The following is a 16357-nucleotide window of genomic DNA, read 5'->3' as shown; positions in this document are numbered from 1 at the left end:
GGGAATACCTAAAGATACAAAAAAGCCAGCTAATTCGCAATATTTTGTGTATGAATTAGTTGGCTGATTTTATATTATTTACTGAATGTCCCTATGAGCAGGTGGAAGCCTTGAAGCAAGGGCTGAAAGAGGGAGAAACGCCCGATACGTCCCCCCGTTAGTCCTTAATCGGTTCGTAAGAGATGCGGGCTTCTTCGTCCGTGCGTTCTATCTTCATGATAACCGGTCTCAAACCGTCGTTGCAGGAACAAATGGCAACGCCTTCCTTCGTTATCCAGTCACCGTAATAAAAGATGCCGGAACCGTGCGACAGGGCGAACACATACTGGTACACGGCTTTCCACGCTTCGTCGCAGAAACCCTCCGGCTTGGCATAATCCGCATAGAATACTTGCCCTTCTCGCATCATGGGGCATTTCGTAAATCCCGGAGCGGCATATTCTTTAGCCAGCTCTTCGTTGAGGGTGGTTTTCAGAATGGTGATTTTGCAGCGTTTCATAAATAGATTATGCGTTTTATTCCTCGACCCTTGTTACCTGTTTGATGTTCTGTATCTGCTTCAGGTTGTCGCAGATGCTGCGTACATCGTCCGCATCGTGCACGTAGAGCTGTATCTTACCCTCGAAAATGCCGTCGTTCGTTTCAATCGCCAGCTTGCGGATGTTGACGTTTAACTGGCGGGAGATAACCTGGGTCACCTCATTCAGCAGCCCCATACTGTCTATGCCTTTTATATAAATGGTAACGAGGAATGAAAGCTCCTTGTGAGTGTCCCATTCGGTAGCGATGATACGGTTGCCGTAACTACTCTTGAGGCGGGCGGCCACCGGACACTGGCGTTTGTGGATGATAACCCGGTTTTGTTCGTCTATGTACCCCAGCACATCGTCGCCGGGAATGGGGTGGCAGCAATCCGCCATGATGAAGTTCTTCTGAATGGTTTCCTCCGTGAGCTTCAATATCTGCTTGGTATTGATTTTTTCCTGCGGAGCTTTCTCCCCGGAGGCTTCCTTGTTGGCATCTTTGCTGTCTTTATTGCCGAAAGAAAAAGTCAGGAACTTCTTCCAGTTGGTGCTCTGTTTCTCTTTGAACGCATTTCTGTCCGCATCGCCCAAAACCAGCTTCTTGCTGCCCACGGCAATGAGCAGCTCGTCGCGCGTGTGGAAGTTGTGCAGGCGGGTAAGCTTGTCCAACGCCTTGTCGTCCATGCGGATATCCTCGTTTTTGAAGAAATCGGCAAGGATTGTCTCGCCCTCTTTCTGGTGCACCTTCGCCTCCTTGCGCAAGATAGAGGCAATCTTGGCACGGGCGCGGGCGGTAGTGGCATACGCTTCCCACTCCGGCTGTACGCGTTGCGATTTGGAAGTCAGGATTTCTACCTGGTCGCCGCTCTGCAACTTATGGCTCAGGGGAACCAGCTTGTGGTTCACTTTCGCCCCGATGCAGTGGCTGCCGATGTCGGTGTGCAGGGAGAAAGCAAAGTCCAGCGCCGTTGCGTTCTGCGGCATAGTCTTGATTTCGCCTTTCGGGGTGAATACGAAGATTTCCGAGGCAAACAGGTTCAGCTTGATAGTATCCAGGAAGTCGATAGCATCCGGTTGCGGGTCGTCGAGTATCTCCTTGATAGTACGCAGCCATTTTTCCAGCTCGCCCTCGTCTTCGCTGCCGCCGCCTTCTTTGTATTTCCAATGGGCGGCGAAACCCTGCTCGGCAACATCGTTCATGCGCTCACTGCGGATTTGGACTTCTATCCACTGCCCGTTATTGCCCATAAGAGTAACGTGCAACGCCTGGTAACCGTTGGCCTTTGGGTGGCTCACCCAGTCGCGCAGGCGGTCGGGATGCGGCTTGTATATCTTGGATATGGATACGTAGATGTCGAAACAGTCGTTCAGCTCCTCCTCCATGTTGCGGGGCTCGAAGATGATGCGTACGGCAAGCAAGTCATAGATTTCCTCGAAAGGCACATGCTTGGTCTGCATCTTGTTCCAGATAGAATAAATGGACTTTACACGGGCGAGGATACGGTATTTCAGCCCCATTTTGTCCAGTTGGGCGCGTATCGGGGCGGTAAATTCCTTGAAAACCTTGTCGCGCTCTACGGCAGTAGCCTCGAGCTTCTTCTCTATTTCGCGGTATTCCTCCGGGTGCTCATACCGGAAGCTCAGGTTCTCCAGCTCCGTCTTTATCTTGTACAGCCCCAGGCGGTTGGCGAGCGGTGCATAGATATACAGAGTCTCGCCGGCGATTTTGAACTGCTTGTTGGGCAGCATGGAGCCGAGCGTACGCATATTGTGCAGCCGGTCGGCTATCTTGATGAGGATAACGCGGATATCGTCGGACATGGTAAGCAGCAGCTTCTTGAAATTCTCTGCCTGCGCCGAGGCGCGGTCGCCGAAGATGCCGCCCGATATCTTGGTAAGCCCGTCTACAATCTGGGCGATTTTGGGACCGAAGATATTTTCGATATCCTCTACGGTATAGTCGGTATCCTCCACCACATCGTGCAGCAGGGCGGAGCAGATAGAAGTGGAGCCGAGGCCGATTTCGTTGCACACAATCTTGGCTACGGCGATAGGGTGCATGATGTAAGGTTCGCCCGAGCGGCGCTTAATCCCCTTGTGCGCCTGGTTGGCGAAATTGAATGCCTTGGTTATGATTTCGACACGCTTGCGGTGCTTGGTTGCCAAATAGTCGTTCAACAGTTCCTGGAATGCCTGTTCAATCATTTCCTCTTCGGCTTTCTCTTTCTCCTTCTGGCTTGCACTGTCTTCCATATACTGTTTCTCCTTTCTTCTTCACTTTTTGCAAAAATAAGCAATTTTCAACACCGGACAAGCATTTGCACCTTTATTTGTAAATCTTCAGCCGCTTTCCGGCATTAATCCTCGTGCTCCTCAGGCCGTTCCAGCTTTTCAACTGGCTGACGGTGACACCGTATTTGCGGGCGATAGTCGATAAGGTTTCCCCGCTGCGTATCCTGTGGTAAGTCACGTCGCCCTGCGAGGAACCCGTGCTCCTGCCGCTACGCGCTTTGCTCCGGGTACTTGCCACGGAAACCGTTCTGCGGTTCTTGAACAGTTCCGCGCTGCGGTGGGCGTAAATCGTATCTTGGTTGTCAATAAAAGTGCTGATGTAGTTTATCGGCAGGCGGAGAGTCCGGGGCTTGCTGTCTCCCGGTACGATGTTCCGCTTGTACTGGGGGTTGAGGCTCTTAATCTCGTCCATGCCGATGCCGCATATGTCCGCTATTTGCTCGAAGTGCAGGTTACGGCTCACCTGTACGGTGTCCGTGGCATCCGGGATGTTGGTTTCCATGGGGCAGATGTTGTGCTTGCAGTAGTAAGTCATCACGTAGTTGGCGGCGATGAAGGCAGGCACATAGCCCCGCGTCTCTTTCGGCAGGTAATTGTATATCTCCCAGTAATCCGTCTTGCCTCCCGCCCGGCGAATTGCCTTGTTGATAGTGCCGGGGCCGCAGTTATAGGCGGCGATTACCAGGTTCCAGTCCCCGTAGATAGCATACATGTCTTTCAGGTAACGTGCGGCAGCCCAGGTAGCCTTGATAGGGTCGCGGCGCTCGTCTACGAGGCTGTTGCTTTCCAGCCCGTATATCTTGCCGGTATTCAGCATGAACTGCCACAATCCGGAGGCGCCCGCGCGGGATACCGCCGAGGGGTTGAGCGCAGACTCGATAATCGGCAGGTACTTCAACTCCAGCGGCAAGCCGTACGTATCGAGGGCTTCCTCGAAAATAGGCATGTAGAAGTTGCAGGCGCTCAGCATGAAAGCCACCTGGTTGCGGAGGCGTCCGGTGTACATGTCGATGAACTTGCGTATAATCTCGTTGTACGGCATCTCCATAACGGTAGGCATACGTGAAAGCCGGTCTATATATACGGAGTCGCTGAACACCGGATTGGTGGTGGAAGTGCTGCAATCCTTGCCTAAATCGATATAGTTCTTGGCCTTCCAGTCGTTCAGCAGGCTGTCTACGGGATAGGTCATACTCTTGGGCAGGTCGATAACCTCCTTACGTTCCGTTCCGTTTTCACGGATGATTACGTCTACGCTTTCCTGGGCATGCACTTGCGGGGCAGCCAGCAGTATGCCGAGCAGAAGCGAGGAACCGGTGATTATTTTTCTCATGTATGTAGGTTTATTTGCCATATGGATAAATCTGTTTTATTTTTTATTAAAATCGGAAACTGCATTGCACTCCCACGGAACGGTTGTTGGAAGAATTGCTTATCTGGTTGCTGTTGATAACGGCCGGCTCCACCCTCATGCTGAGGTCGGGAGTGATGTCGAAGTTGGATAGCTCGGCATCCACATAGGCATCTATGACCGACAGCAGATACACGCCGATAAAGGCGAAGATACTCAGGTCACGGTATCGGCGGTAGGTATCTTTGCGCTTGCGCAGCAACTCTTTCAGTTGGCTTTCGGAAACCGTGTATCCGGGTGGCAGCAGGTCGGTGATGCTGCTGGACTGCATATTGCCGTTCATGGCGTCTTTGTAGGCGGTGGAGTAGTCCTTGTACATCTTGCTGTTCCACGTCAGGGCATAGGCACACCCTGCAAAACCACCGTAGAATATGGGTAGCTTCCAATATTTACGGTTGTAGATTTGCCCGCCGCCGGGGATTACGAGCGCCAGCCAGGTAGCCGTCGTAGGGTTGGGAACCCATACCTTCCGGTCTATTTCTTTCTTAAGGCTGTCCGCCGGCACTTCCGGCTCTGCCAGGGTGGGCGTCGAAGTCATTTCCAGCAGTTTTTTCTTGTTCTCCGCTGCGATGCTGTCGGCGGTGGCGAGGCTATCCGCCGGGAAGATAGCACGTTCCGGCGCCGGTTTTACCGCCGGCAATCCCAGGCTGTCCGCTTGTATCCGTGCAGCCTGCCGCCGTAGGGCGCCCAGGGAATCCGCCTGCTGCCCGTATACTCTCTTGACGGCGGCACGCGGGCGTCCCTGCCCATACACAGCAATCCCTGCCGTCTGTATGAGGCAGAGCAGCAGGGCGATACCTATTCGATATATAATTCTTCTTTTCGTCATTTATTTTTCAGCGTATCGAGGATGCCGATGATACGTTCCAATTCTTCTTCATTACTGAACGGGATGCTGATTTTCCCTTTCCCCTTTTCGGAGCAGGTCAACTGCACTTTGGTGCTGAAAAAGCTGGAGAGCTGTTGTTTCAGCATGTTGAACTCTTCGGGCAGCTTGGCACGCCTGGGGGCAATTTTACGGCTGCCGCTTTTTACGGTTTCGCCCTCGTTCAGCGATTTTACGATTTCCTCCACCTTGCGTACCGAGTAGCCTTGCTGGAGTATCTCTTCGAAAATCTTCATTTGCAGCTTGGGGTCGCCCAGCGTTATCAGGGCGCGGGCATGCCCCATGTCTATCTGCTTGTCCTGCAACCCCATTTGGATAGGAGCAGGCAGTTTCAGCAACCGCAGGTAGTTGGCAATGGTGGTGCGCTTTTTCCCTATACGCTCGCTGAGGCGTTCCTGGGTGAGACCGTACTGTTCCAGCAGATGCTGGTAGGCGAGCGCTATCTCTATGGAGTTCAGGTCTTCGCGCTGTATGTTCTCGATGAGTGCCATTTCCATGACATTCTCGTCGTCGGCGGTGCGGATATAGGCGGGAATGCTCGTCAGCCCGGCTATCTGCGAAGCGCGGAAGCGGCGCTCGCCGGCGATAATCTGGTATTCGTCGTCGGACAGCTTGCGCAGGGTAACAGGCTGGATGATACCGATTTCCGCAATGGAATCGGCAAGCTCCTGCAACGCTGCCGGGTCGAACTCGCGGCGGGGCTGGTTGGGGTTGACGGTAATTTTAGACAGCTCTATCTCGTTAATGGAGGAAGAGCCTTCGGTATGCACCTCATCCATGGAGAGCAAAGCGTCCAGCCCACGTCCCAATGCATTTCTTTTTTGTACCATCTATACTATTTACTATTTTACGATTTACAATTTATTGTTTGCGATTTACTGCTTGCTGCTTGCACTTTACTGTTTGCTGCTATTGCTTGCCATGTGCGGGGGACTTACTTCCCGCTGTGGCTGATTAGCTCTTTGGCCAGTGCGATGTGGTTCTTGGCTCCGGTGGAGTCCGCATCGTACAGGATAGTGGGCAGGCCGTAACTGGGCGCCTCGCTCAGCTTTACGTTGCGCTGTATCACGGTGTTGAACACCAGTTCCTGGAAGTGGCGTTTCACCTCGTCGTAGATTTGGTTCGCCTGGCGCAGGCGCGAGTCGTACATCGTCAGCAGGAACCCTTCGATTTCGAGCGCGGGGTTCAGCTTGGACTTGATGATTTTAATCGTATTGAGCAACTTGCTGATACCCTCCAGGGCGAAATATTCGGCCTGCACGGGGATGATGACCGAGTCGGCAGCTGTGAGCGCGTTGATTGTAATCAGCCCCAGCGACGGCGAACAATCTATCAATATATAGTCAAATTCTTCCTTCAGCGGGGCGAGCACTTCTTTCAATATCTTTTCCCGGTTTTTAAGGTTGAGCATTTCGATTTCGGCTCCTACCAGGTTGATGTGGGAGGAAATAACCTTCAGGGTGTCGATTTCTGTGTCGTGAATGGCGTCCCGTACGTCGGCGCGGTCTATAAGGCATTCGTAGATAGTGCATTCCGCCTGCTTGATGTCTACGCCCAGCCCCGACGAGGCGTTTGCCTGGGGGTCTGCGTCCACCACCAGCACTCTCTTTTCGAGTGTGGCGAGGGAAGCCGCGAGGTTAATGGTCGTTGTTGTTTTTCCTACACCACCTTTTTGATTTGCCAAAGCAATTATTTTTCCCATAATTTCAATGTTTATTGGCAGCGAAATAAGCGATAATTCCGAATAGCGCCTACTAAAAAAGAGAAAGATTGCAAAAACGGTTGAAAAGTCGCCTGTTTTGTTAATAACTCCCAGGCTCCGTCCCCGGTTTTCGGTGAAAGCACGTCGAGGTACTTCCTCTCCCTCCCAATGGGCAAATATACGTATTTATCTTGAAATGAAGCGGTTTTTTTGTCTCACTTGCGGAAGATTAAGATTTATTTCAACGGAAATCCCGCGCCGGAGGCGGTTGCGGGCTAAGGGCAGAGCAGTCGGGAAGTGTTTCCCCGCAGGCGGGTAACTGTTTTTTCCTTCCTTGCTTTTTTTCGTCCGACGGTCATTACGCTTTCGTCCCACAGTTGTTTCCTTTTCGTCCGACATCTATCGGACGCAAATGCAACAATTGTGGGACGATTACTTATCAGGCAATGGAGTAGCAGGCACGGGCAATGCCGGAGATTGTCTTTACGCAATGAGTGCCGTAGCGAATTCCCATATGAAATATCCGCAGAGCATACATTTCAGCACCGTGCCGAACAGGAAGCCAAGCAAGGAACCCAGTCCGGATTTCAACGCTTGCGCCGCCTCCCTGCCGCCCAGGAGTTCTCCGGCAAATGCACCCAGGAACGGGCCGAGGACGATACCCCAGGGCATGAAGAATAGTCCGATGACGGTTCCTGCGAGGCATCCGCGCGTTCCCCAGCGCGTCCCTCCGCTGTACTTGCTGCCCAGCATGGGTACGAAATAGTCCAGCACCTGCACGATGACGACCGCCAGCAGCCACAACAATAGCTGCGTAGTGGAGAATTGCGCCTGGCCGGTGAAGTGCAGCAGCAACAAACCGGCATAGGCCACGGGCGGGCCGGGTATTGCCGGCAGGAAACAGCCTGCCAGTCCTGTTATCAGGCAGAGGGCGCCCAGGATGATGAGTAAGATGTCCGGCATATCTTTTTGAGTATTGGTGGTTAATATGTGGTTCTCTTTTGCTAAATTTGTAGCAAATTTAAAAAGAAATATGGAAAATCAAAGACCTTTGATATTGATTTCCAATGACGACGGTATCATTGCGAAAGGTATTAGCGAGTTGATAAAGTTTCTCCGTCCGCTGGGCGAGATTGTGGTAATGGCGCCGGATGCGCCCCGTTCGGGCAGTGCTTCCGCGCTTACCGTGACGGAACCTATCCGTTACCAACTGCTCCGCAAGGATGTGGGGCTGACGGTGTACAAATGTTCCGGTACGCCGGCGGACTGCGTAAAGCTGGCTTTACATACGGTGCTCGACCGTAAGCCCGACCTCGTGGTGGGCGGCATCAATCATGGCGACAATTCGTCTGTCAACGTGCATTATTCCGGTACGATGGGCGTCGTTATCGAAGGTTGTTTGAAAGGTATTCCTTCTATCGGCTTTTCGCTGTGCTGCCACGAGCCCGATGCCGACTTCGAGCCGGCGGGGGCATACATCCGTGAGATAACCCGGAAGGTATTGGAAAAAGGGTTGCCGCCGCTCACCTGTCTCAATGTCAACTTCCCCGATACGAAGGAGCTGAAAGGAGTGAAAATCTGTTGCCAGGCGAAGGGGCAGTGGGTCAACGAGTGGGAGAACTTCGCCCACCGGGGCGATGCGCATTATTACTGGCTGACCGGGGAGTTCGAGGAGTCCGGAGCGGGGAATGAGGCGAGCGACCGCCGAGCGCTCGGCGACGGCTATGTGGCGATTACCCCGACTACGGTGGACGTAACCGCGTACAGTATGATAGACGAGTTGAAAACGTGGTTTCAGTAATCGTACCAGTTGTTTATGAAGTATTATCTGATTGTCGGCGAGGCGTCCGGCGACCTGCATGCGTCGCACCTGATGAGCGCCCTGAAAGCGGAGGATGCCCGGGCGGAGTTCCGTTTCTTCGGCGGTGACCTTATGGCGGCAGTGGGGGGGACGCCGGTGAAGCATTATAAAGAGCTGGCGTACATGGGTTTTATCCCCGTCTTGCTGCATCTGCGTACCATTTTCGCCAATATGAGGCGTTGTAAGGAGGATATCGTGGCATGGCAGCCGGATGTGCTTATCCTGGTGGATTATCCGGGGTTCAACCTGAATATAGCCAAGTTCGTCCATGCCTGCACGCAGATACCGGTGTATTATTATATCTCTCCCAAGATATGGGCGTGGAAGGAGTACCGTATAAAGAATATCAGGCGGGATGTGGACGAGCTGTTTTCTATCCTCCCGTTCGAGGTGGAGTTTTTCGAGGGCAAGCACGGATATCCCATACATTATGTGGGTAATCCGACTGTGGACGAGGTGGCTGCTTTCCAGGAGGACTATTCGGAAACTCCGGAGGAGTTCAGGCAGGCCAACGGGCTTTCCTCCCTACCCATTATCGCTCTGCTGGCGGGGAGTCGCAAGCAGGAAATCAAGGACAACCTGCCGGACATGATTCGGGCTGCCGCCTCGTTTCCCGGCTATCAGTTGGTGCTGGCGGGTGCTCCGGGCATCGCTCCGGAATATTACCGGAAGTATGTGGGGGAGGCGGATGTGAAGATAATCTTTAACCGGACTTATCCTCTGCTCCGGCATGCGGAGGCTGCGCTGGTTACTTCGGGCACTGCGACACTGGAAACGGCGCTGTTCCGGGTTCCGCAGGCGGTATGCTACCATACGCCGATAGGAAAGGTGATTGCTTTTCTTAAGCGGCACATACTGAAGGTGAAGTATATCTCTTTGGTTAACCTTATTGCCGGTCGCGAGGTCGTGAAGGAGTTGGTTGCCGATACCATGACCGTGGAGCGGATACGGGCGGAGCTTCAGCGTATCCTGTACGATAAGGAGTATCGCGGGCAGATGCTTGCCGGTTACGAATACATGGCGTCGCGCCTGGGAGAGGCGGGAGCACCCGGACGGGCTGCCCGCAAAATAGTGGATTTGCTTAAGAAACGTTGCAAAAAATAGGGGAATATTTAATTTCTTGTTAAAAGAGAAAGAGCCGGTGCAGTAAATGCCCGGCTTTTGTGTTTTTTATACAGAAAACGGCATGGAGAGCGGTACAGAAAGGGATACGAAAACGGTACAGAAAAAGGTACGGAAAAGGATGCGGAAAGCGGTATGGAGAACGGTATGGAAACAATATAAAAGGATACGGAAATTGTACAAAGAAACATACGAAAACTATACGGAAACTATACAAAAACAATTTAGAATCTTATACATACGGGACTTGATATCATACGAAAACTATACGGAGAACTATATAAAAACGAATGAAAGGACTTTAATTATGAGAAAATTACATTGGCTGTTTATGGCAGTTTGCCTGGCTGTAATGCCTCTGCTGCAATCTTGTGATGACAACGACGGATATTCGATTGGCGATTTTACTCCGCCGCTGTGGGCTACGGTACGTGTTACCGGTAATGCATTCTATCTGGACTGCGATGTCTGGGGAACCCTCTGGCCGGTGAATACGAATTTGGGGTGGTACGAACCCGTGGACGGGAAGCGTGTGATTACCGTGTTCAACCCGCTGTCCGACGAGTATGCCGGGTACGACCATGCTGTGAAAATCTTGCGTCTGAATGATGTGCTGACTAAGGAGGTGGAGACGCTGACGCCTGAAACGGAGGAGGAGTTCGGTAACGACCCTGTCTTGATTTACCAGGGTGACATAGGTATCAGCGGAGGGTATATGGACATCTTGTTTCTGCAGAACTTGCCTTCCGAAAACAAGCACCGTATCAGCCTCGTGCGTCCGCAGGACGATGCGGAGCTGTATGGAGACGACGGTTATATACATTTGGAACTCCGCTACAACGACTACGATGATGTAACCGGCTTGCGCAAATACGGTGCGGTATCGTACAATCTGAATAGCTTGGATATTACTTCCGAAACGAAGGGTATCAAGCTGAAAATCAATTCGGAGGTGAATGGCGAGGTGGAGCTTTCGTTCGACTTTGCAAGTACTGCCGATAACACGAAGGATGTGCAAGACCTCGATTTGTCGGAGATGCGGTTGAAATAAGATATTGCCGTGCGAAACCCGTTTGCGGGAAAGTGTGATTTGAGCCTTCAGGCACGGACGTACGGAAAATCAGGGAGCGGCTTTGCGCTTCTCCGCGGTTTTCTGTACCGTCCGTGCCTGAAATGTATAGGGAGGAGTTATTTTATCATTGTCAGCAAGTACAGGTAGACTACTGCCGCGGGGATAGCCATTAGAGCGCTGTCGAAGCGGTCGAGCATTCCGCCGTGTCCCGGAAGGATAGTGCCGGAGTCCTTGATACCCAACTGGCGCTTCATCAGCGACTCGGTGAGGTCGCCCCATGTCCCGAAGATAACTACGACGACTGCCAGCCCCGCCCATTGCCACACGGGCATGAAGGGGAAATAGTGGGCGAATACGAAGGAGGAGGCAATGGAGAATACCGCTCCGCCTATGCTGCCTTCCCATGATTTCTTGGGCGAGATGCGCTCGAACAGGCGGTGCTTGCCTATCAGGGAGCCTACGCAATAGGCGCCCGTGTCGCTCAGCCAGATAAATACGAAAATAGAGAGCGGCAGGATAGGGTTATAGGTTACGCTGCTCGTTTCCGGCGAGTTCTGGAAAGCGAGTACGTTAAGCAGTGCAAAGGGCAGTGCCACGTAGAGCTGGCTTAGCATGGAATATGCCCAGTTGCCTACGGGGTTCTTCTTTTTCAGGTACAGCTCGGTTATCATCAGGTAGAGCAGCAGCCCTAAGTAGGGAAGAAACACGCGTGCATCGGTGGCAGCGGTACAGAAACCCATGATTGCGAGGAACAGGTAGGCTCCGCCCAAGGCGGTAATCGTTCTGTTGATAAGGGCTTCGCCCTGCTTGTTTATCAGGTGGGCGAACTCGTGCACGCTCAGCGCGCTGATTATGGTGAATAGGATGCCGAACGACAGGGGGCTGTAAAGGATACAGCCCACCAGTACGGCTACGAATAGTGCTCCTGTGATTGCACGTTGTATGAAGTTATTTTTCACAGTGTTCCCGTTTTAGTTTTTTGACTCGGTATTGCCGGAAGCCTCTGTGTTGCGGTCTTCCTCCTCTTTCACCTCTTTCTCCGCTTCTTTTGCCTTGGCTGCCTGCTGCTCCTCGGCTTCTTTCAGTTCCTTGGAGGTTTTGCCGGCGCTGATGATTTCTTCGGAGCGCGAAGCCCACGGGCGTTTGCCGAAAATCTGCTCTACGTCTTCTGCAAAGATTACTTCTTTGTCTATCAGTTGCTGTGCCAGCCGTTTATGTCCTTCCTGGTTGTCGGAGAGTATTTTCTTGGCACGCTCGTACTGCTCGTTTACCATGCGCTTCACTTCTTCGTCGATGAGCTCGGCGGTCTTTTCGCTGTACGGGCGGTTGAAGGAGTATTCCTCGTTGTTGTAGTAACAGAGGTTGGGCAGCTTGTCGCTCATGCCCAAATAGGCAACCATGCCGTATGCCTGCTTGGTAACGCGTTCCAGGTCGTTCATCGCTCCGGTCGAGATTCTTCCGAGGAACAGGTCTTCCGCAGCGCGTCCGCCCAGGGTGGCGCACATCTCGTCCAGCATCTGCTCTTTGGTGGTAATCTGGCGTTCTTCGGGCAAGTACCATGCGGCTCCCAAGGCGCGTCCGCGGGGTACAATCGTTACCTTAATCAGAGGGTTGGCATACTCCAGCAGCCAGGAAATACTGGCATGCCCCGCTTCGTGTATGGCAATGGAGCGGCGCTCTTCTTCGGTGGTGATTTTGGTTTTCTTTTCCAAGCCGCCTACAATCCGGTCTACCGCATCCAGGAAGTCTTGCTTCTCTACGAATTTCTTTCCGTGGCGGGCGGCAATCAGGGCGGCTTCGTTGCACACATTGGCGATGTCGGCGCCGGAGAAGCCCGGGGTCTGGCGTGCCAGCAGCTCTACATCTACCGTATTGTCTATCTTGATAGGGCGCAGGTGCACGCCGAATACTTCTTTACGTTCGTTCAGGTCTGGCAGGTCTACGTGTATCTGGCGGTCGAAACGTCCGGCGCGCAGCAGTGCCTTGTCCAGCACGTCCACCCGGTTGGTGGCGGCGAGGATGATAACGCCGCTGTTGGAGCCGAAACCGTCCATTTCCGTCAGCAACTGGTTCAGTGTGTTCTCGCGCTCGTCGTTGCCTCCCATGGCGGCTGCTTTGGCACGGGCGCGTCCCACCGCGTCGATTTCGTCGATGAATACGATGCAGGGTGCTTTCTCCTTTGCCTGGCGGAACAGGTCGCGGACGCGGGAGGCTCCTACGCCGACGAACATTTCTACGAAGTCGGAACCTGCCAGTGAGAAGAAGGGTACGTTGGCTTCGCCTGCCACTGCCTTTGCCAGCAGGGTTTTACCGGTTCCCGGAGGGCCTACGAGCAATGCGCCTTTAGGTATCTTGCCGCCCAGCTCCGTGTATTTTTGCGGTTCTTTCAGGAATTCCACGATTTCCTCTACTTCCTGCTTGGCTTCGGCAAGCCCGGCCACATCCTTGAAGGTGACTTTCACCGGGGAGTTCTTTTCGAATAGTTGGGCTTTGGATTTGCCTACGCTGAAGATGCCGCTGCCGCCACCCATGCCGCCTCCGCCGCTCCAACGGCGCGACAGGAATATCCAGAAGCCGATGAGGAATGCGAAAGGCAGTATCTGCCAGAGGATTGCACCGAAGTAGTTGCGTTTCTTTTCGTAGCTGATAGAGCCGTCGAAGCGCGATTCGTCTTTTTCTTTCTGCAGGAAGTCGCCCAGACTTTCGCGTGAGGGGGCTTCCGTCGTAATCAAGGGATTCTTACCTACGCGGCTGGAATCTGCCTTGAACACGTCGGGTACGTGCTGCGGCTTTACGTATGCTTCTACCGAGTTGTCGTCGTAGCCGGTTACTTTGCTTATGTAGCCGTTGCGCACGTATTCCTGAAATTCGTCGTAGGGGATGTTCTTGGTGGATGTACCGCTTTCGTTGGTGAGGTACAGTCCCAGTAACATCATAGCTATAATCATGTACAGCCAGTTCAGGTTGAACTTGGGCATGTTGGTCTTGGTTGGCTTTTTATTGGTGTTATTGTCCATAGGTCTAATTTAATCGATGTCGGGAATTTGAGTTAGTTTGGCATCCGCCCACAGGTGCTCCAGGTTGTAGAATTCGCGCTTTTCCGGCAGAAATACATGAACCAGCACATCGGAATAGTCCATAGCCACCCACTCTGCGTTGCGTAGCCCGTCTATGGCAAAGGGCTTGCTGCCGGCTCCTTTGCGGGTGAAGTCTCTAATGGAGTCTACAATGGCGCTTACTTGGCTGGGAGAGTTTCCTTGGCAGATGACGAAATAGTTGCATATCGTATCATCTATTTGGGTAAGGTCTGCTATAACGATTTTTTTTCCTTTTTTATCTTGAATACCTTCTGTTATCTGTTGAATCAGTTTCTTTGCTTCGTTCATTACACATTATTAATTTAAAACAGGCGACAAATATACGTTGATTTATCATATCAAACATGCAAAAGGGAAAAAGTCTTTCATTTTTTGTTTTTTTTTAGGTATATAATTCTTTGTCCTATGGTATCTTATCAGTTTTTAATGAAAAAAATAGCGAAAAATGTTTGGGTTTACCGAAAACTTTGTATCTTTGCAACCGCAAAACAGAAATGTCTTGCCCGTTTGGGCTATGGTGTAATGGTAACACTACAGATTCTGGTCCTGTCATTCCTGGTTCGAATCCAGGTAGCCCAACTTCATACTATTTAATTAGACATTAAACCCTCTAAAAGATTTATCTTTAGAGGGTTTTTTGTTAGATAAAGCGTAAATTTGCGGCAACTTGAACTATACTATAAGAATTATGGCAAAAGAATTATCGCTTAAATACGGCTGCAACCCTAACCAGAAGCCGGCACGTATTTTTATGCAGGAGGGTGAACTGCCCATTGAAGTCCTGAACGGACGTCCGGGGTATATCAATTTTATGGATGCCTTGAACGGCTGGCAGTTGGTGAAGGAGCTGAAGGAAGCTACGGGAATGCCGGCTGCCGCCTCGTTCAAGCATGTAAGCCCGGCGGGAGCCGCCATTGGGCTGGAACTGGACGAGACGATGAAGAAGATTTATTTTGTAGACGGTTTGCCGCTGTCGCCGCTTGCTAATGCTTATGTGCGTGCCCGTGGTGCCGACCGCATGTCTTCTTACGGCGATTTCATCGCCTTGAGCGATGTGTGCGACGAGGCAACTGCCCGTTTCATCAACCGTGAGGTGTCCGACGGGGTGATTGCACCGGGGTATACCGGCGAGGCTCTTGAAATCTTGAAGAACAAGCGCAAGGGTACTTATAATGTAATCAGGATTGACCCGGCTTACCGACCGGCTCCGGTAGAGCATAAGGATGTGTTCGGGGTGACTTTCGAGCAGGGGCGCAACGAGATTAAACTGAATGGTGGGGAGTTGTTCACCAATATTCCTACCCGGAATAAAGATTTTCCCGAGGCTGCCAGGCGCGATTTGATGATAGCGCTCATCACCTTGAAGTATACCCAGTCCAATTCCGTGTGTTATGTAAAGGACGGCCAGGCAATAGGTATCGGCGCCGGACAGCAGAGCCGGATTCATTGTACCCGCCTGGCGGGGAACAAGGCGGATATCTGGTATTTGCGCCAGCATCCGAAGGTGTTGGGTTTGCCCTGGGTGGAGACGATTCGCCGTGCCGACCGCGATAACACTATCGATGTCTACATCAGCGAGGATTACGATGATGTGCTTGCCGACGGCGTTTGGCAGCAGTTCTTCACGGAAAAGCCGGAAGTGCTGACCCGTGAGGAGAAGCGTGCCTGGCTGGATACCTTGAAAGGGGTTGCACTGGGTTCCGATGCTTTCTTCCCGTTCGGCGACAATATCGAGCGTGCGCACAAGAGCGGCGTGGAATATATAGCGCAGGCAGGAGGCTCGGTACGCGACGACCATGTTATCGAAACGTGCGATAAGTACGGCATAGCAATGGCGTTTACGGGTATCCGCCTGTTCCACCATTAAGATTGGCTTTTACCGCAGATTGCACGGATTAATGCAGATTGGATTTTAGGAGTTTGCCGGTTAGTTTGATTTATCGGTTAGTTTGATTTATCGATTAGCCTGATGTTCCGGTTAACCTGATTTACCGGTTAGCTTGATTTACCGGTTAGCTTGATTTATCGGTTAACCTCCGGTTTTATCGCTTGTTTATTCTATATCGATAATCTGCGTTAATTCGTATTATCTGTGGCGAAGCGGTTTATAGGATAGGGACATTCAGTAAATAATATAAAATCAGCCAACTAATTCATACACAAAATATTGCGAATTAGCTGGCTTTTTTGTATCTTTAGGTATTCCCCCGCAAATAAGGTTTGAAGGCCAAAACGGGGGAAATTCCCCGACTAAGATATGGCTAAGATACAAAATATTTCCGAAATTCACCCAACTTTGGGCTTCACAGAATTTGATGTTCTGGAAAAATACCGCAAAAGTTTTAATGAGAGTGAGCTTGGCAGGCTTCACTCAGTGTTCCCGTTTGAA

At 51.9% G+C, this 16357-nt stretch carries 14 protein-coding genes and 1 tRNA gene; 5 read left to right on the top strand and 10 right to left on the bottom strand.

Features of this window, described 5'->3' with window-relative positions; all coding sequences use genetic code 11:
- Positions 1-157 precede the first annotated feature (157 nt).
- The 7 genes from C233_RS0120700 to C233_RS0120670 form a co-directional block, all read right to left on the bottom strand.
- On the bottom strand, positions 158-499 hold the full coding sequence (locus C233_RS0120700) for a TIGR04076 family protein (protein WP_018669409.1): 342 nt from the start codon (positions 497-499) through the stop codon (positions 158-160).
- A gap of 16 nt (positions 500-515) precedes the next feature.
- On the bottom strand, positions 516-2777 hold the full coding sequence (locus tag C233_RS0120695; RefSeq protein ID WP_018669408.1) for a RelA/SpoT family protein: 2262 nt from the start codon (positions 2775-2777) through the stop codon (positions 516-518).
- Between the two features lie 73 nt (positions 2778-2850).
- On the bottom strand, positions 2851-4149 hold the full coding sequence (locus C233_RS0120690; RefSeq protein ID WP_026314951.1) for a lytic transglycosylase domain-containing protein: 1299 nt from the start codon (positions 4147-4149) through the stop codon (positions 2851-2853).
- A 46-nt stretch (positions 4150-4195) separates the two neighbouring features.
- A complete protein-coding gene (locus C233_RS0120685; RefSeq protein WP_018669406.1) occupies positions 4196-5056 on the bottom strand; it encodes a DUF5683 domain-containing protein in 861 nt (286 codons plus the stop codon).
- Positions 5053-5943: a ParB/RepB/Spo0J family partition protein gene (locus C233_RS0120680; RefSeq protein WP_018669405.1), complete on the bottom strand. Its 891-nt coding sequence runs from the start codon at positions 5941-5943 to the stop codon at positions 5053-5055. The genes C233_RS0120685 and C233_RS0120680 overlap by 4 nt, the downstream gene beginning before the upstream one ends.
- Before the next feature lie 104 nt (positions 5944-6047).
- Complete coding sequence (locus C233_RS0120675; RefSeq protein ID WP_018669404.1) at positions 6048-6815, bottom strand: ParA family protein; 768 nt, start codon at positions 6813-6815, stop codon at positions 6048-6050.
- 483 nt (positions 6816-7298) lie between these two features.
- Entirely contained in the window at positions 7299-7778 is a 480-nt protein-coding gene (locus C233_RS0120670) for a DUF456 domain-containing protein (protein ID WP_018669403.1), read from the bottom strand.
- A 70-nt stretch (positions 7779-7848) separates the two neighbouring features.
- Between C233_RS0120670 and surE the strand changes: the two genes are divergently transcribed.
- From surE to C233_RS0120655, 3 genes are all read left to right on the top strand, one after another.
- A complete protein-coding gene (gene surE / locus C233_RS0120665) occupies positions 7849-8616 on the top strand; it encodes a 5'/3'-nucleotidase SurE (protein WP_018669402.1) in 768 nt (255 codons plus the stop codon).
- A 15-nt stretch (positions 8617-8631) separates the two neighbouring features.
- A complete protein-coding gene (gene lpxB / locus C233_RS0120660; protein WP_018669401.1) occupies positions 8632-9780 on the top strand; it encodes a lipid-A-disaccharide synthase in 1149 nt (382 codons plus the stop codon).
- 325 nt (positions 9781-10105) lie between these two features.
- Positions 10106-10849 carry a NigD1/NigD2 family lipoprotein gene (locus C233_RS0120655; protein ID WP_025069219.1) on the top strand — a complete coding sequence of 248 codons (744 nt, stop codon included), beginning with the start codon at positions 10106-10108 and terminating at the stop codon, positions 10847-10849.
- 137 nt (positions 10850-10986) lie between these two features.
- On the opposite strand, the gene C233_RS0120650 is transcribed toward C233_RS0120655, so the two are convergent.
- Genes C233_RS0120650 through rsfS form a run of 3 tightly spaced genes read right to left on the bottom strand, consistent with a single transcriptional unit; the run spans position 10987 to position 14256 of the window.
- A complete protein-coding gene (locus tag C233_RS0120650; RefSeq protein ID WP_018669399.1) occupies positions 10987-11829 on the bottom strand; it encodes a phosphatidate cytidylyltransferase in 843 nt (280 codons plus the stop codon).
- Between the two features lie 12 nt (positions 11830-11841).
- Entirely contained in the window at positions 11842-13887 is a 2046-nt protein-coding gene (gene ftsH, locus C233_RS0120645; protein WP_018669398.1) for an ATP-dependent zinc metalloprotease FtsH, read from the bottom strand.
- Between the two features lie 9 nt (positions 13888-13896).
- Positions 13897-14256 carry a ribosome silencing factor gene (gene rsfS, locus C233_RS0120640; protein ID WP_018669397.1) on the bottom strand — a complete coding sequence of 120 codons (360 nt, stop codon included), beginning with the start codon at positions 14254-14256 and terminating at the stop codon, positions 13897-13899.
- Between the two features lie 220 nt (positions 14257-14476).
- Here rsfS and C233_RS0120635 point away from each other — a divergent pair.
- Both C233_RS0120635 and C233_RS23050 read left to right on the top strand, forming a co-directional pair.
- A tRNA-Gln gene (locus C233_RS0120635) sits at positions 14477-14547 on the top strand.
- Positions 14548-14656: 109 nt separating this feature from the next.
- Positions 14657-15835 carry a phosphoribosylaminoimidazolecarboxamide formyltransferase gene (locus C233_RS23050; protein ID WP_018669396.1) on the top strand — a complete coding sequence of 393 codons (1179 nt, stop codon included), beginning with the start codon at positions 14657-14659 and terminating at the stop codon, positions 15833-15835.
- Positions 15836-16357: the final 522 nt, after the last annotated feature.

The organism is Bacteroides gallinarum DSM 18171 = JCM 13658 (genome assembly GCF_000374365.1).
Taxonomy (GTDB): Bacteria; Bacteroidota; Bacteroidia; order Bacteroidales; family Bacteroidaceae; genus Bacteroides; species Bacteroides gallinarum.
The sequence above is the reverse complement of the archived record's forward strand: the minus strand, read 5'-3'. Positions and strand labels throughout refer to the sequence as shown.

Bases quoted from the DNA above. Each gene is read 5' to 3' on its own strand.
- surE (WP_018669402.1), top strand. From the start codon at position 7,849: ATGGAAAATCAAAGACCTTTGATATTGATTTCCAATGACGACGGTATC.
- rsfS (WP_018669397.1), bottom strand. From the start codon at position 14,256: ATGAACGAAGCAAAGAAACTGATTCAACAGATAACAGAAGGTATTCAA.
- C233_RS0120700 (WP_018669409.1), bottom strand. From the start codon at position 499: ATGAAACGCTGCAAAATCACCATTCTGAAAACCACCCTCAACGAAGAG.
- C233_RS0120670 (WP_018669403.1), bottom strand. From the start codon at position 7,778: ATGCCGGACATCTTACTCATCATCCTGGGCGCCCTCTGCCTGATAACA.
- C233_RS0120685 (WP_018669406.1), bottom strand. From the start codon at position 5,056: ATGACGAAAAGAAGAATTATATATCGAATAGGTATCGCCCTGCTGCTC.
- ftsH (WP_018669398.1), bottom strand. From the start codon at position 13,887: ATGGACAATAACACCAATAAAAAGCCAACCAAGACCAACATGCCCAAG.
- C233_RS23050 (WP_018669396.1), top strand. From the start codon at position 14,657: ATGGCAAAAGAATTATCGCTTAAATACGGCTGCAACCCTAACCAGAAG.
- C233_RS0120680 (WP_018669405.1), bottom strand. From the start codon at position 5,943: ATGGTACAAAAAAGAAATGCATTGGGACGTGGGCTGGACGCTTTGCTC.
- C233_RS0120690 (WP_026314951.1), bottom strand. From the start codon at position 4,149: ATGAGAAAAATAATCACCGGTTCCTCGCTTCTGCTCGGCATACTGCTG.
- C233_RS0120655 (WP_025069219.1), top strand. From the start codon at position 10,106: ATGAGAAAATTACATTGGCTGTTTATGGCAGTTTGCCTGGCTGTAATG.
- C233_RS0120695 (WP_018669408.1), bottom strand. From the start codon at position 2,777: ATGGAAGACAGTGCAAGCCAGAAGGAGAAAGAGAAAGCCGAAGAGGAA.
- C233_RS0120675 (WP_018669404.1), bottom strand. From the start codon at position 6,815: ATGGGAAAAATAATTGCTTTGGCAAATCAAAAAGGTGGTGTAGGAAAA.
- lpxB (WP_018669401.1), top strand. From the start codon at position 8,632: ATGAAGTATTATCTGATTGTCGGCGAGGCGTCCGGCGACCTGCATGCG.